The 14,679-nt window shown below is 68.5% G+C and carries 12 protein-coding genes and 3 pseudogenes; 10 read left to right on the plus strand and 5 right to left on the minus strand.

Translation table 11 applies throughout. The annotated features are described in order from the left end of the window. Window positions 1–59: 59 nt before the first annotated feature. A complete protein-coding gene (locus OG966_RS39780) occupies window positions 60–1,739 on the plus strand; it encodes a recombinase family protein (protein ID WP_326654985.1) in 1,680 nt (559 codons plus the stop codon). A 20-nt stretch (window positions 1,740–1,759) separates the two neighbouring features. Here OG966_RS39780 and OG966_RS39785 read toward each other — a convergent pair. From OG966_RS39785 to OG966_RS39800, 4 genes and pseudogenes are all read right to left on the minus strand, one after another. Continuing rightward, window positions 1,760–2,434, minus strand: a pseudogene (locus OG966_RS39785) (IS5 family transposase); the annotation flags it as partial. 58 nt (window positions 2,435–2,492) lie between these two features. Beyond that, a complete protein-coding gene (locus OG966_RS39790) occupies window positions 2,493–2,912 on the minus strand; it encodes a RacP protein (RefSeq protein WP_326654990.1) in 420 nt (139 codons plus the stop codon). 2 nt (window positions 2,913–2,914) lie between these two features. Further along, window positions 2,915–3,915: pseudogene (locus OG966_RS39795) on the minus strand (DUF6192 family protein). Between the two features lie 690 nt (window positions 3,916–4,605). Then, window positions 4,606–5,997, minus strand: a complete 1,392-nt coding sequence (locus tag OG966_RS39800) for an IS1380 family transposase (protein WP_326652221.1) — start codon at window positions 5,995–5,997, stop codon at window positions 4,606–4,608. Between the two features lie 355 nt (window positions 5,998–6,352). Between OG966_RS39800 and OG966_RS39805 the strand changes: the two genes are divergently transcribed. Beyond that, a complete protein-coding gene (locus tag OG966_RS39805) occupies window positions 6,353–6,811 on the plus strand; it encodes a hypothetical protein (RefSeq protein WP_326654992.1) in 459 nt (152 codons plus the stop codon). A gap of 441 nt (window positions 6,812–7,252) precedes the next feature. After that, window positions 7,253–7,600, plus strand: coding sequence for a hypothetical protein (locus tag OG966_RS39810; RefSeq protein ID WP_326654993.1), 348 nt, complete (start codon window positions 7,253–7,255; stop codon window positions 7,598–7,600). Window positions 7,601–7,808: 208 nt separating this feature from the next. On the opposite strand, the gene OG966_RS39815 is transcribed toward OG966_RS39810, so the two are convergent. Further along, window positions 7,809–8,207 carry a pyridoxamine 5'-phosphate oxidase family protein gene (locus OG966_RS39815; protein WP_326654995.1) on the minus strand — a complete coding sequence of 133 codons (399 nt, stop codon included), beginning with the start codon at window positions 8,205–8,207 and terminating at the stop codon, window positions 7,809–7,811. A gap of 92 nt (window positions 8,208–8,299) precedes the next feature. On the opposite strand from OG966_RS39815, the gene OG966_RS39820 reads away from it, so the two are divergent. From OG966_RS39820 to OG966_RS39850, 7 genes and pseudogenes are all read left to right on the plus strand, one after another. Next, window positions 8,300–8,614, plus strand: coding sequence for a LysR substrate-binding domain-containing protein (locus OG966_RS39820; protein ID WP_326654996.1), 315 nt, complete (start codon window positions 8,300–8,302; stop codon window positions 8,612–8,614). A 619-nt stretch (window positions 8,615–9,233) separates the two neighbouring features. Then, entirely contained in the window at window positions 9,234–10,400 is a 1,167-nt protein-coding gene (locus OG966_RS39825; protein WP_326654997.1) for a hypothetical protein, read from the plus strand. A 424-nt stretch (window positions 10,401–10,824) separates the two neighbouring features. Next, window positions 10,825–10,987 (plus strand): annotated as a pseudogene (locus tag OG966_RS41085) (GP88 family protein); the annotation flags it as partial. Window positions 10,988–11,774: 787 nt separating this feature from the next. Continuing rightward, entirely contained in the window at window positions 11,775–12,116 is a 342-nt protein-coding gene (locus OG966_RS39835) for an ArsR/SmtB family transcription factor (protein ID WP_326654999.1), read from the plus strand. A 68-nt stretch (window positions 12,117–12,184) separates the two neighbouring features. Further along, entirely contained in the window at window positions 12,185–13,846 is a 1,662-nt protein-coding gene (locus OG966_RS39840) for a SulP family inorganic anion transporter (protein WP_326655550.1), read from the plus strand. Further along, window positions 13,843–14,253, plus strand: a complete 411-nt coding sequence (locus tag OG966_RS39845; RefSeq protein WP_326655000.1) for a pyridoxamine 5'-phosphate oxidase family protein — start codon at window positions 13,843–13,845, stop codon at window positions 14,251–14,253. Before OG966_RS39840 ends, OG966_RS39845 begins: the two co-directional genes overlap by 4 nt. After that, window positions 14,253–14,675: an ATP-binding protein gene (locus OG966_RS39850; RefSeq protein WP_326655001.1), complete on the plus strand. Its 423-nt coding sequence runs from the start codon at window positions 14,253–14,255 to the stop codon at window positions 14,673–14,675. Before OG966_RS39845 ends, OG966_RS39850 begins: the two co-directional genes overlap by 1 nt. Window positions 14,676–14,679 lie beyond the last annotated feature (4 nt).

Raw genomic sequence — 14,679 nt, forward strand, 5'->3', positions numbered from 1 at the left:
ACGGCGGCATAACGGCAGGGTCCGCATAAGAGGCCGAACTCCACCTGATCAAGCAGCGGATGTGGAGCGGGCGCCTGAACAAGGCCCGCCGCGGCGAGCTGGCCTTCCCCCTGCCCAGCGGTTACGTCCGCCGCCCGTCCGGGCAGGTGGCCCTTGACCCGGACGAGCAGGTGCAGACCGTGATCCGCGTGATCTTTGCGCAGTTCGAGCGGCTCGGCACGCTGCACGCTGTGCTGCGCTACCTCGTCGAGCACGACATCCAGTTGGGCATCCGGCTGCGGGAGGGTCCGGACAAGGGCACCCTGGAATGGCGAAGGCCGAACCGGATGACGCTGCAGACCCTGCTGCACAATCCCGCCTATGCCGGCATCTACGCCTACGGGCGGCGTCGGGTCGACCCGCGCCGCCAGGACCCGGCCCGGCCCAGCACCGGACGGGTCGTCCGCTCCCGGGACGGATGGCACGTGATGATCCCGAATGTCCTGCCCGCCTACATCACCGTCGCCCAGTTCGAGGCGAACGAGGCGAAACTGGCGGCCAACCGCGCCCGCGCCGAAGCCATGGGCGCGGTGCGAGGCGGCCCCGCGCTCACGGCCGGGCTCGCGCACTGCGGACGCTGCAACCGGCGCATGAGCGTGCGCTACCACACCCAGCACAGCAAGGCCCTGCCCGAGTACGTGTGCGCCCGGGACATGAGCAACTACGGCGCGCAGAAGAGCTGCCAGCTGCTCAACTCCGCCTGCGTGGACGCCTTTGTCGAACAGCAGGTCCTCGCGGCACTGACACCCGCCGCCGTCGAGGTGTCCCTGCGCGCGGCCGACCAGGTCCTGGCCGAGCGGGCCGAGCTGGAACGGCTGTGGTCACAGCGGTTGGAACGCGCCGCGCAGGAGGCCGACCGGGCCCGCCGCAGCCACCACCTCGCCGAACCGGAGAACCGCCTGGTCGTGCGCCAGCTGGAGAAGGAATGGGAGGAGGCACTCGCCGCCCATCAGCGGCTCCGTGAGGACTACGACCGTTTCACCCGCAGCAGTCCGCACATCCTCACTGAGGCCGAGCGGCAGACCATCACGGCTCTGGCCGGCGACATCGAGGGGTTGTGGCGTGCGCACAGCACCACGGCAGCGGACCGCAAGGAGATCATCCGCGGGGTCGTCGACAAGGTCGTCGTCACCGTGCTCGGCACCAGCGAGCGGGTGAAGGTCACGATCGTCTGGGCCGGCGGGACAACTACGGCGGGAGAGGTCATCCGCCCTGTCCAGCGGCTGGAACAGCTCAGCTACTACCCGCAACTGACCGATCGGATCCGCCAACTCGCAGACCAGGGCATCGGAGCCAGCGGGATCGCTGACCGCCTGGAAACCGAGGGCTTCCGGCCCGCGAAGGGCGGCAAACGGATCTCAGCAGCCACCGTCCGCGACCTCATGCGCCGCCTCGCCTGCCCCGCAGGCCGTGTCCACCCACACCGCCCCGCGCCACCCGGCGAGGAGCCCGGCCCCAACGAGTGGTGGCTCAAGCACCTGGCCGCCGAGCTGGACATGACCACCTCTACCCTCTATGCCTGGATCAACCGCGGCTGGATCACCACCCGCCGGGAAAGCCACTGGCCCCACCGCCTCATCGCCCACGCCAACCAGCGAGAACTCGCCGAACTCCGCGAACGCCGCACCCGTCCGCCCGGCTGGTACAGCCGCCGCATCTGGACCGACACCGCCGAAACAACAGGGCAACAGACTCCATGAGTGCACTGTGCTTGACAGATCTCGACGACCCAGCGGCGGGGCAGCACGACGAAGCCGGAGGCGTCCTTGGGACGGCTGACAGGCTTGATGGTGAGGTTGAGGTGCTGTTTCGCCCAGTCGACGAGCTTCCCAGCATAGGCAGAGTCGGCCCACACGATCGTGATCTCGGGGTGCATCAGGCGCAGGCGGAACAGGACTTCCTTCGCGGCTGCGGCGTCGTGCAGGTCGGCGGGGGTGACCATGACCATGAGGGGAAGGCCGCGGGTGTCGACGACCAGATGGCGCTTGCGGCCGTTGATTTTCTTGCCCGCGTCGTAGCCGCGGGTGGCCTTGGAGACGGTCTCGGCCGCCTTGACGCTCTGGGAGTCGATCACGGTGGCCACCGCGCGGGGCCCTTTGCCCATGTCCCTGCGGATCCGGCCGGCGAGGTGGTCACGGATCTGGCCGACGATCCCGGCGGCTGCCCAGCGGGCCATGAACCCCCAGACCGTGCGCCAGGGCGGGAAATCCGCAGGCAGAGCCCGCCACTTGCAGCCCGTATCGACGACGTATCGGATCGCGTCGACGATCTCGCGGCGGGGGTGCCTCTCCGGCCGACCGCCCTTGCTGGTCTCGCAGGCCGGGGTGGGTAACAGCCCTTCGAGCAGGGCCCATTCGGCGTTGGTGGTGTCCGAGGGGTAGCGGCGAGAGCGCATGGCGAGGGCCTTCGAGCTGTGCGGCGGTCCGCCCGCCGTCCGGGCGGACCGCCGCAGGTCAGGAGCTGTTGATGAGGTCGAGGGTGGACTCGATGGAGTTGAGCTGGGCGACGATGTGCTTGACCCACTTGTCGCCGGGGTGGGCGGCGGCGTGCGGGGCGACGGTGCCGGTGATGAACCGGCGGAACTCGGTCAGCTTCTCCCTGACCACCGCCCGTTCGTATGCCTCCAGCACCGGCCGCTCGGCTCCGAGCTGGTAGCCCGCCTGCCGGGTCCGGGTCAGCGGGGGCCAGCCCTTCTCCGCGGCCTGGTCCTTCAAGGCCGCGAGCCCGGAACGGACCTGACTGGCGGACAGGTCGCTGGCGCGTACCAGCTGATGGAACTCAAGGCCGGCAGGTCTTGCCTCGAACAGCACGAATCGCAGGGTGTCCGCGTGGCGTCTGGCGGCATCGCCCCGTCGCCGTGAGGCGCGGGGCATCCTCATTCGCCCTTGAGCAGACGGGCCAGTTCGTCGTCGACGTCGACCTTGCCGGTGTCGACGGCCGTCTCGATCCAGTCCAGCGTCGCCCTCACCCGGGCGACGTTCTCGTGCACGATCGTGCGTTCGTCGTCGTTCAGGGTGCGATCCCGCAGGCCCGGGACGGTCCGGCCGGCCGCCGCCACGAAGGAGTGGCAGGCGGTGACCAGGTCCAGGAACTCCACCGACCGGTCGATCGCGCGGACAGCCGGGGCGACGGGGCTGGTGCGGTCGAAGTCCTCACGGGCTTGCCGACCGCGTTCGACCTGGGCATGGTTGACCTGGAAGCGAGCGGTGTCGTCGCTCATCGCCTTGAACGCGACGTCCGGCCTGCGCAGCAGGCTCGTCGCGGCCGTCGCCGCGACCGACTCGTCCCGCGTGAACTCCTCCACCGCCCGGACCTTGTCCTCCGCCGACACTTTGGCCGCGACCTGCGGACGCTTGAGGAAGTCGGTGGTGACCGCCGCGGCGACCTCTTCGTCCTGGGCCAGCGAATGGATCGCGGTGACCTTCTCCTGCGGCGTGATCGGGGTCTCGACCTGCTGCCCCACCCGCCGGCTCGCGTCGTCCGTGGTCCACCGGGCCTTGCCCTCCGGCGGAGTCCCGATCGCCGCGAAACGTTCCGCCCGTCTTCGATGTTCGCCAGGGCCCGGTGGACCGTGTACGACGCCGTCTTCGGACTGCGGTGTTCCTTCGGCCAGCGGGAGGCCACCCACCTCGTGGTCTTCACCGTGGCGACCGACAGCCCGATGTCGTCGGCCAGCCTCTTCATCGACGCCTCGACCGTCCACTCCGGCTCCGCGATCGGGCCGCCCCGCTGCCGCATCGGCTCAATCTCCAGAGCACGGTCACCGATCGTGAACTGCCCGCGCGTCTGCTGTTCGACCACATCCCGCAGCTCGGCAACGATCTGTTCGTAACGGGACTGGCTGACGCTCCCGACCTTCTCTGCCACTTCGGTCATGGTGTCTCACCACCAACTGCGGGCCAGGGCACGGCTCTTGGGGCCGCGACGGGACAGGGCCCGCTTCCAAGCTGAGAGTCAGACCGAAAATCCTAAGATCACAATGAATGACCGCAAATGACCGGACGGCGACCGAAGTTGGACCCGGGATGCGTTCGCCCAGCGGTTACTGTGACCGTTCGCCGAACGGTTCCGCCCGGTGCCTCCAAGCCCTCATCTTGCAGCGCGGCGAGCAGAACACCGCATCCGAGCGGCGGTCGACACCGGCCACCCAGCGGGCCCCGCACTCCGGGCACTCCACCTCGCCCGTACCGTCCCGAACCGCCGCCAGACGCTGACGCAACCGCCGTTCCCGACGCCACTGCCTGGACCGACACACCGACGAACAGAACTCCGCCCCGGGCCGGGCACTCGGCCTCAGCCGTTCCCCGCACCCCCGGCAGATCCTCTCCCCGGCCCGACCGGCGCCCTCGGACACCACGCCAGCGTAGGACCCCAGGCTACTCAGAACCGGGGCTTAGAAACACGCCCTTAGCCTCGATCCACCGATGTGGGCTGAGGGTGATCTTCTGGCTGAGGTCGGGGGACGGCCGTTGGATTGGGCACCTTGTAGCTGCTGGTCTGCCCAGCGTTTCCACGTGTTCGGTTCCGGTTGGGCCCTTGCGGGCGGGGTGGGCAGGGACGTTCGTGTCAGCCGGCTGGGCCGTGGACGGTGTCGAAGAGGTGTGTCCAGGCGTGCTGCCAGGGCCAGTTGTTCGGTAGGTGCAGGGTGACGCGCCGTGCGGAGCGGGCGGTCCGGGCGGGAACGTGGATCAGGTGGGCGCGGAGGGTGGCGGTGGTGGCCTTGGCGTGGAAGGCGGAGGTCAGAGCACCGGTGGCCCGCAGCAGGTTGTAGGTCATCGCCCACAGGGTCAGCCAGGCGGAGTTGGCGTGGAAGTGTCCGGACGGCAGGTGGGCCAGAGCTGCGGCTTTGCTGTCGGCGATGACCTGCTCGACGACGGCGTGGTGACGGTGTTCCCGTTCTGACTGGAGGGTCGGGGCGGGGTTGTCGGTGAAGAACGGGTGGTAGCGCCAGAGGGGGAACAGCTCGCCCTGTTCACCCACGACGGCGGGTTCGGCCAGGTCCCGGACCCGGCGCACGATCAGCCGGGCCGTGACCCGCTCGCTCTTCTTGCGGCCGGTGAAGGCGGTGTAGGCGGGTATCTCGGCGACTTCGGCGCCGGAGATGAGCTCGCCGGTGTCGGGGTCGGGCACCGCGGTGGGATAGGTGATCTGCTGCCATGCCTCGTCCGGAATGCCGAGGACGGCCCGCTTGATGGAGGGGTTCATGCCGCAGGTGATGGAGAAGCGGGCCCCGGTCCGGCGGCAGGCGGCGATTACACCGGCGTTGTAGAACTGTGAATCTGCCCGCAGGATCCGCAGGCCGGTGCAGCCGACCTCGACGGCGGTGGCCAGCGCCTCACTGACCAGTTTCGGGGCGCCGCGTGAGTCGGCTGCCTTCCCGCGGCGCATCCGCACGGTGGCGATCACCGGCCGCGAGGCGGGGGTGCAGATCGTGGCCAGCAGCGGGTGCAGGGTGCGGACGCCCTTGAACCGGCCGTACTCGGCGCCCTGCTTGGTCCGGCCGTAGACCCGTTTGTGGGTGGAGTCGACATCGATGAACGCCTTCTCGCCTGCGCCGGGCAGCAGCGGCGTGTGCGAGGCCAAAGCGGCCAGGAACCTGCGGTGCACCGCGTGGAGCTGGAGTGCGTGACCGTGGGTGAACGCGCGCAGGAAGCTGCCCAGCGTGGAGGGCGCACGGACGCCTGCGAACAACACGGGCATCGCGCCGTGGCGCAGGACGTGAAGGTCGTCGATGCTGTCCGCACCGGCGGCCATCCCGGCCACGATGCTGGTGACCTTGGCATCCGGCCCGGCACCCGCGCCGTTCTTCGCTCCGGTCAGCTTCACCTTCTCCGCCACCAGACGGGCCAGCCCGCACCGCTCGGCCAGCTGCATCACCGGGACCAGCCCGGCATGCGCGATCAGATTCGGGTCGTCGAACGCAGCGGAGACCGCCGCCGGAGTATGGGAAACTTTCATCTACGAGGTGCCTTGCTGATTGTGCGTGCTGGAAGCGTCAGAACTCCCATCATCGCAGGTCAGCAGGCACCTCTTCTTGATTCCTTATCCACAGGACGCGGGTCACTCGGTGGATCGAGGCTAAGGAGCCGGGCGAGACAGGCAAACCCTTAACGGGGCATCGGCTCCAACCGGTCGGAGCAACCCGCGCTCTCATCGATGCATAGTCAGTCCCGCCTGGCGGGACCTCCCTTGTGATCACAGCTCCACCCAACGGGACAGCACAGCGTCATCTCGGCGCACGGGTCCGGCCGAGGTGGAGGCTCGGCTAGCCCAGGTCATTCGGCCAAGCCCACCACAGAGGGAGTTTGACCTCATGCCCAAGCTACGCCGAGTTCTCACCGCTGCCACCGTTGGGATCGCGGGGGTTGCAGGCAGCATCGCCATCGCCCCCGCTGCCAACGCCGCCACGTCGCTCTGTGGGTCCGGCTATGCCTATGTCGGCAAGCACGCCATGACCCGCGACTCGGGGACCGGGGGACCTCGAACGGGCGGATACGTATATGTGTACTACAGCAAACAAACCCGGCACAATTGTGCGATAGCCAAGCCGGTTCCCGAGCTGCGCAGCACGGCCAGGAAGATCGGTGTCGGGCTGTACAGCCCGGCGTACAAGCGTGGGCACTCCGACGGCTACAACTCTTGGGAAAACTACCGCAAGTGGGCAGGCCCGGTATACGTGAAGGCGCCGCACTCCTGCATCACAGTGGTCGGCGACGTCTCCGCTGGCCGCGCCCACTACAGCGTGAACAAGCGAGGCGTTCACTGCGGCTGATTACGGCTGCCCGGCGCGGGTGCACTGCCACAGGTCAACCATGCCGATCGACGGCGCCAGCCCGAGGGCGGGCGCTGCCCTGCGCACCACGAGCCCGAGCTCGCCGGCTGGCCACACCTCCAACACCGGTGGCCGGCCGGTCATGCCTTGCTCTGGCTCCCCGCGTGCGCACCCGGCGAGATCCAGCCCGCCGCGTCCTCGCATCCGGCCACAGGTCGGTGTAGCGGCTTTGGGCCGGAGCTGCCATGGGGCGAGAGATCATGGCCCCTCACGCCTCCGAGTGGCCGTTGCGGTTACGGCACCCCTCGCCATGCAGGCCACCCACGGACTATGTTGAACGCGTTCAAATGCTGCGCGGTGTGGTTCGTGGGGGTACGGATGTCAACGAAGCAGGGCGTCGCTCGCAGACTCGGGCGGGTGCTGGGACGGATCGGGCGATGCGTGCTGACGTACGTGCTCCTCCACACCGCAGCATGGGTGGCCATCTCGCAGACGGTCTGGTGGGACGACACCTTTCTAGAGATCATGGCGACCGGCATGGCCCTGCTGCTGATCATCGGGATACCTACCGTGCTCATCGCTGTTTTCGCGGTATGGGTGCACAACCGTATGGACGTGGTCCGCTTCCGCGTATTGCTTACCCTCCCGCTGATGCTTTGCGTGTGGCCCCTGTTGGCAAGCAGCGCGTCGGAGCCGCTCGTGTTCCAGGTCATGGCTCAGATCGCTTTCGCCGTACTGATACCTGCGCCGCTATTCCCCGAAGGCTGGCTCGGTGAGGTTGACCAGTGAGGGGTGTCGTGCGTGCCCTTCACGTCCCCAAACGGCCGGTTGCCACGGGCGAGTAACGGCGAATCACGGCGACAAGCCAGGAGACACGCAGGCAGCGCCCCGCAGCTCAGCAGGCATGCGCGATCTCCCGCACTGGGGCTTTCAAGCACTGAGCCAGAGATCAGTCCGGATTCAGGCACTGAAGTCTGCCTGCTGTCTTTCTGTGTGGTCACCAGGATCGGTCTCGTAGTCGAAGCGGGCGGTCGGGTGTGAACCGAACCATCTTCGTTGCGGGGTCATCCAGTGGAGCGGAGAAACGCACTGGCCATAGGTGCTCAGGGCCGAGGTACCGGGTCAACTTCCGCACCGCCCTGGCTCGGTCAAGCGACACTATCTGCGCCGTGCCCTGGCAAGTCACAGCAAACACTTCGCTTGTCGCCAGCTCGCAGGTGTCGACGACCAGCGCCGCACGCGGGTCCTCGGCAAGCATCTGCTCCATCCGGGAGTAGGAACCGGTCAGCCACCAGAAGGCACCCTCCTCCCAGATGAACCACACGGGCCGAACTTCAGGACCGTTGGTCGCTACCCTCGCAACCAGCGGTCGTGACAGAAACTCGTTAACGTCCACGGTAGAAACGTAGCTGTACAGCAGTGCCGTACCGCAACCCCAGCAACCGTCCCCGTCCCCTACCGTCCCTCTGGGGCTCCGAAGCGACAGGTATGACCGTCGCTGACCGATCCGGCTGGAGCTACGGATCAGAAGGTTCGGCGCACCGGGCCGACCTGCGCATCATCAGAATCGCCGACAGCGTGCACGCCATCGCCGCTCATGTCGCCGCGGGAACGGGCATCAGCATCACCGTCGAATCCGCACTCGACCACCAGCCACCCGGCCTGCGCATCATCCCCATCACCGGCCGTTCGACCACCGCCGACCAGGCCGTCCTCACCCCCACCGAGCCGTCGGACACCGCCACGGCACTGCGCGACCTGCTGCTGCACACCTCGGCAGAGTCGCCCTCTACCGATCACTGAGCGGAGCGGTGTGCATCGTGAAGTTGTAAGTCGTGGGGCTGGTGTGCGCGCATCTTGCCGGCTCTCAAGCGACCGAGTACCAGTCGGAGCCGGCCGGGCCGCAGACTGCAACCTACGGCCGGGCCGCCCCCTCACCCCTCACGGCCCACACGCGCCTTACCCCGCACGCCAGCGCGCGGACGTCGACCGCGTGCCAGCAGGACCGCATCCGCGGTACCTGACCCGGATTGCGAAGCGGTACCGCCGCCTGCCGCGCGCCTGACCCGAGCGCTCTGATTCTCGGGCCCGTCTCTGCCGTCATCGGCGGAGGCGGGCCCCGTCGCGTTCCCCAGGACCGCAACCACAGCGTGTTGTCGCCCTCTGGGGCCGCCTCCCGTCGCCAGTCTGCGACAGGCAGTTGCGGGACTAGTCCACATTCCATCCACGGTGCAGTCCTGCCCGGCTCGCGCACCGACTCTTCGACGCGGCCAGGCCACATCCCTCCCTTCCGTTCATGAGGAGCTGCGCCATGCCCCGATCCGCCCGACCCTCCCAGCCGAATCCCAACAAACCTGCTGCCCTGCCGGGTTGGAAGGCACCCCATCCGGGTGCGGTGTTGGAGTGGCAGCGGCGTCAGGAGATGTTCACCCGCACCAACCTGTGCCAGATGATCCTTGCGACGTCGATCCGCAGCGGCTCGTGGACTCTCATGCCAACCACCGCCGCCCTGCCCCCGCATATCGATCAAGCCGACTTCGCTGCCCGGGCGCTGATGCTCTGCGAATCGCAGCGCCTTCAGGAGGCCCGGTCCTACAGCATCGGCGAGGACACGACCGCCCTGGCCGTCGCGACGACCGCCACCAGCGCGCCGGGAGAGCAGATCACCACGCGGCGCGCTCCGAGCCCCAGCGGCCTCATGATCTTCAAAGATCCCATCGGGTCGGACACCGCGACCTGGACCACCAACCGCGGTCAGGAAGTGGAGATCCACACACCGATCGTAGCCGCCTCCTGGTCCCTGTGGAACGGCGATCAATCCAGTCTCGACGGCGTGCCGCTGACCTGGATCCGGAACAGCGCCACCCACGGATTCCTACCGCTCGCCCCGAAAGAGCGCGGGATCTGGATGACGTTCTACGCACCCAGGACCGGCGACACCGACGTTGACCCCGACGCACCGGTCGCGGTCGACCCTTGGGGTGAGGCTGTCACCGCCCGTCAGTCAACGAAGGCCGACCATGCGTTCCAGCACCGAAACCCAGACCTGTGGGGGCCCATGGCCTGGCACAACGAGTTCTTCCTCCCCGATGGCGAAAAGTTCAACGCCCACCCGGCACCCGGCAGCGTGCAGCACTGGGCCGCAACCGTCTACACCACATGGCAGATCATGCAGCAGACCGGCAGGCAGCAGCTGGTGGAGACGACTGAGCACACCCTGCCTCCGGCAGCTCGGAAGAAGGCGAAGGCGAAAGCCAAGCGGCTGGGCCACAAAACAGTTGGGGACGGAGTGGTCCGCGTCATCGATCTGGCCGCGCCCATACGCCCGGCCAAGCAGGCGGCCGACGGAGATGCGGCGGCATCCGACGGACGGCGCACCGTGCAGTGGTCGTGCCGATGGCCGGTACCGCCCTACCGCCGAAACACGTGCACCAATCCGCACCTGCACCACCGTCTCGACGACGACGATCTGAAACACCATGAGCACCGCGAGGACGTCATTCCCTTCAAGATCAAGGGACCGGCCGACAAACCACTGCGCGTCAAAGGCGGCACCACGTTCGTGTTCAACCACGACCCTGAGCAGTAACTGGCACAGTGATGTGCACCCTCCATCGTGACGCAACGCAAGGCGTCCAACCCTGTGCATCGGCCACAGGCTGACCACCCGCACCACCCGTGGGCCCGCCACGCCGAGACCGGCAGTGGCGGGCCCTGCCGCATCCACCCGGCACCGGCCGACCGGGGCTGCGCCGCTTGCGGCGCTAACTTCCTGCTGGGCCACCATCGTTCTTGCCAGACCAGCCCTCTGCGCCGCGTGTCACCCCACTTTTGTTCGTGGGGGCTGGTCCTGGATTGTTGCGCAGCCCACCCTCCCCCTTCTGGTCTGGGGGTTGGGCGTTGGTATGGCACCGAGACACCCACCGGCCCGTAGCCGGACTGTCTCACCGACTGCCTCCTACACCGCACACCACCACTGTCCGCTTCCTGGATCACCCGTGGAGTGCCTCATCATGGCCACCGACTGGCTGCTCACCCAGAACGACCGTATGAAGAAGCAAGGCATATTCAACTGGACTCTGCCTGCCTGGGCCGTCCGCCTCGAAGACCAAAACCCGGACGGCACCACCACCGTGCGCAACATCAACGTCTGCCCCCAGGCCAGCATCTGCGCGTCCGGTATCGCGGCACTCATCGTGTCCCACGGTGCCGTGTCGCTTTGCCGGCGGGTTGTCGCCCGGCTCTCTTCCGTGCCGATGTCGTTCATCGTGTCGCTTTCGGTACCGCTGGTGTGGCCGAGGTCACGCAGTCTCGCGGGGCTTCTTGTGGTCTGTCCGCTAGAGGATCCCAGGCGCGAGCTGCCGTGCCTGGGCATGGTGATCTCTGGGGGGTGGCCAGCCAGCGCGGCTAGAACTAGCCGACTTCTTCGCACGCTTCGAACCTCCGGCCGCGGACGAGGACGCCATCGTCTACGACGGCGAAGAAGACGCCCTGCTTGCCGCCTTGGACCGAGTCCGCACATCCCCTTGCCCCCGGCGTGACGACTCCTCGGAGGGGCATCGCCGTACAGGAACCGCGCGCCGGGTCCGCCGACACTGACCACATGGACAGGCGAGCTGCAGAAGCGTGAGTCGATGAAGCACGCCCAAGTCTGTTGGGATGACATCAACGCAATTCCGGGAGAATCTGCGGACACGATGGGCCAGCGCCCCTTGCCGTACCTCACCGACAGGCCAGTTGGTGCGCAAGGGGCAGGGCCAAGATCGACCCACCGGCCATGGATTTCCCCTCCCTCGCACAATGTCGCAGCCCAGCGGGCGACGCCTTCATCCTTGAGCAACACTCCACGAATTGCAAAATTCTGCAATTCAATACATGCTGTGTTGGCTGTGTCCGTAGGTAGCCGCGGGCACAGCGCCAAGCGATACCCCGGTGCCCGGGGTGATGAGGAGAGTCCGCGATCGTGCCGGTTCCGCTGTATCAGGCCAAGGCCGAGTTCTTCCGGATGCTGGGGCACCCGGTGCGCATCCGGGTCCTGGAGCTGTTGCAGAACGGGCCGATGCCGGTGCGGGATCTGCTCGCATCGATCGAGGTGGAGCCGTCGGCCCTGTCCCAGCAGCTGGCGGTGCTGCGCCGGTCGGGGATCGTGAGGTCAACGCGGGAGGGCTCGACCGTGGTCTACGAGCTCGCGGGCGGGGATGTCGCGGATCTGATGCGGGCCGCACGGCGGATCCTCACCGAGATGCTGGCCGGGCAGAACGAGCTGCTGGCGGAGTTGCGGGAAGCCGAGGTCGCGGCGCAGTGAGTGCGGTCTTCACCTGGGCCGTGGGCCGGGTGCGTTCCCTGCTGCCTGCCCGCGCCGACTTCCTGCTCATGGCGCGCAACCCACGCCGCGATCTGCTGGCGGGCATCACGGTGGCGATCGTGGCGCTGCCGCTCGCGCTGGGCTTCGGGGTGTCCTCCGGGCTCGGCGCGGAGGCGGGGCTTGCCACCGCCGTGGTCGCCGGTGCGCTCGCCGCGCTGTTCGGCGGCTCCAATCTCCAGGTTTCCGGCCCCACCGGGGCCATGACGGTGGTGCTGGTGCCGATCGTCGCCGAGTACGGGCCCGGCGGGGTGCTGACGGTCGGAGTGCTGGCCGGGCTGATCCTGATCGCACTCGCCCTGCTGCGCGCCGGGAAGTACATGCAGTACATCCCGGCCCCGGTGGTGGAGGGTTTCACCCTCGGCATCGCGTGCGTGATCGGGCTTCAGCAGATCCCGAACGCGCTCGGAGTGGCCAAGCCCGAGGGCGACCGGGTCCTGGTGGTGACCTGGCGGGCCGTCGAAGCGTTCGTACGCACACCGAACTGGACCGCCGTCGCGCTCACGGCCGGTGTCGCCGTCGTGATGCTCCTCGGTGCGCGCTGGCGGCCGACCGTCCCCTTCTCGATCGTCGCGGTGATCGCCGCGACCCTCGTCGCACAGCTCTTCCATCTGGACGCTGCCGCGCCGATCGGTGATCTGCCGTCCGGGCTGCCCGCTCCGTCGCTGGGCTTCCTCGACCTGTCGGCGCTCGGTTCTCTGATGGCCCCGGCGGTCGCCGTGGCCGCGCTCGCGGCGCTGGAGTCGCTGCTGTCGGCCACCGTCGCGGACGGTATGACGGTGGGCCAGAAGCACGACCCGGACAAGGAGTTGTTCGGTCAGGGCATCGCGAACCTGGCCGCGCCGCTGTTCGGCGGGGTCCCGGCGACGGCCGCCATCGCCCGTACGGCGGTCAACGTCCGTACCGGCGCGGGCTCGCGGCTCGCGGCGCTCGCTCACGCCGCCGTCCTCGCGGTGATCGTCTTCACCGCCGCCCCGCTGGTCTCCAAGATCCCCCTGGCCGCGCTCGCGGGCGTGCTGCTGGCGACCGCGATCCGCATGGTCGAGGTCGGCGCGTTGCGCGCCATGGCCCGAGCGACCCGATCCGATGCCCTCGTGCTCGTACTGACGGCCGTCGCCACGCTCGCCCTGGACCTGGTCTACGCGGTGATCATCGGCCTGGTCGTGGCCGGGGCACTGGCCCTGCGGGCGGTGGCCAAACAGGCCCGGATGGATCAGGTGGACTTCCGGCCCGACCTGCCCGGCGAGCACAGCGACGAGGAACACGCCCTGCTGGCCGAGCACATCGTGGCCTACCGGATCGACGGGCCGCTGTTCTTCGCCGGCGCGCACCGCTTCCTGCTGGAGCTGAGCGAGGTCGCCGACGTCCGTGTCGTCATCCTGCGCATGTCGCGCATCACGACCATGGACGCCACCGGTGCACTGGTCCTCAAGGACGCCGTGCAGAAGCTCAACCGGCGCGGCATCGCGGTGATGACGTCCGGGATACGGCCCGGACAGCGGCGCGTCCTCGACTCCGTCGGCGCGTTGGATCTTCTGCGGCTGGAGGGGCGGGAGTACGCGACCACCCCGGAGGCCATCGCCGGTGCCCGCGCCCATCTGCAGGGTGCCGGGGTCCTGCCCGCCGTTCCCGCGCAGTCGCCCGCCCCCGTCGCCGAAGAGGCTTCCCGATGACCGTCCCCGTCTCCCGTCGCATGGTCGAGGTGTCCGGCACCGAAGCCCTGTGGCTGCTCGAAGGTGCCGCCCAGGGACGGCTCGTGTACGTCCAGCGCGAGAGCGCGGTGATACGTCCGGCGGTGCACATCCTCCAGTACGGCCGCTTGATCGTCCGCACCCCGGCCCAGGCGGCAGCCCTTTCCGGGAGGGCCGCGCTCACGTACCACGCGGACGAGATCCGCGTGGCCGGCGGCACCGGGTGGACGGTGACGGCGACCGGTCCGGCCGAGGTGATCACCGACCCCGATGAGGCCGCCCACTACCGCCGTACGCTGCCCGGCTGGGTCCACGGCCCGCACGACACCCTCGTCCGGATCCGCCCGCAGACGGTGACCGGCTTCCGCCTCGCCCACGAGGGTGCCTGATGGCCGCTCAGCTCGAGAGCCTGCCCTACCGGCATGTGCTGACTGTTCCCGCCATAGGGTCCGCTGTCCGGATAGCGCGCGAGACCACCGAACAGGTGCTGGTGGAGTGGGGCATCAGCCGGCGCCACCCCACGGTCGATCCCGCGTTGCTGATCCTGAGCGAGCTGGTCACCAACAGCGTGCGGCACGCCGCCGTGCTCTCCCCGAACGTCACGGTGATCTACGCGGCGAGCCATGACACGTTCGCGTTCGCCGTCCACGACCGCCACCCCTACCAGCCAGCCCTTCTGCACGCCCATATCAGCCACCGCGGGGGTCTGGCCACTGTCGTCGAGCTCACCCTCGGCCTCGGCGGCACCGCGGTCGTACGCGCGGACGCTGACGGCCGCGGCAAAAGCGTGTGGATCACCCTCCCCCTGTGAGAAC

Origin of the sequence: Streptomyces sp. NBC_01750 (assembly GCF_035918095.1) — a bacterium.
Taxonomy (GTDB): Bacteria; Actinomycetota; Actinomycetes; order Streptomycetales; family Streptomycetaceae; genus Streptomyces.

Excerpts from the sequence above, each read along its gene's own strand:
- OG966_RS39780 (WP_326654985.1), top strand. The coding sequence starts at position 60 with ATGTGGAGCGGGCGCCTGAACAAGGCCCGCCGCGGCGAGCTGGCCTTC.
- OG966_RS39850 (WP_326655001.1), top strand. The coding sequence starts at position 14,253 with ATGGCCGCTCAGCTCGAGAGCCTGCCCTACCGGCATGTGCTGACTGTT.
- OG966_RS39800 (WP_326652221.1), bottom strand. The coding sequence starts at position 5,997 with ATGAAAGTTTCCCATACTCCGGCGGCGGTCTCCGCTGCGTTCGACGAC.
- OG966_RS39840 (WP_326655550.1), top strand. The coding sequence starts at position 12,185 with ATGGCGCGCAACCCACGCCGCGATCTGCTGGCGGGCATCACGGTGGCG.
- OG966_RS39790 (WP_326654990.1), bottom strand. The coding sequence starts at position 2,912 with ATGCCCCGCGCCTCACGGCGACGGGGCGATGCCGCCAGACGCCACGCG.
- OG966_RS39805 (WP_326654992.1), top strand. The coding sequence starts at position 6,353 with ATGCCCAAGCTACGCCGAGTTCTCACCGCTGCCACCGTTGGGATCGCG.
- OG966_RS39825 (WP_326654997.1), top strand. The coding sequence starts at position 9,234 with ATGTTCACCCGCACCAACCTGTGCCAGATGATCCTTGCGACGTCGATC.
- OG966_RS39845 (WP_326655000.1), top strand. The coding sequence starts at position 13,843 with ATGACCGTCCCCGTCTCCCGTCGCATGGTCGAGGTGTCCGGCACCGAA.
- OG966_RS39820 (WP_326654996.1), top strand. The coding sequence starts at position 8,300 with ATGACCGTCGCTGACCGATCCGGCTGGAGCTACGGATCAGAAGGTTCG.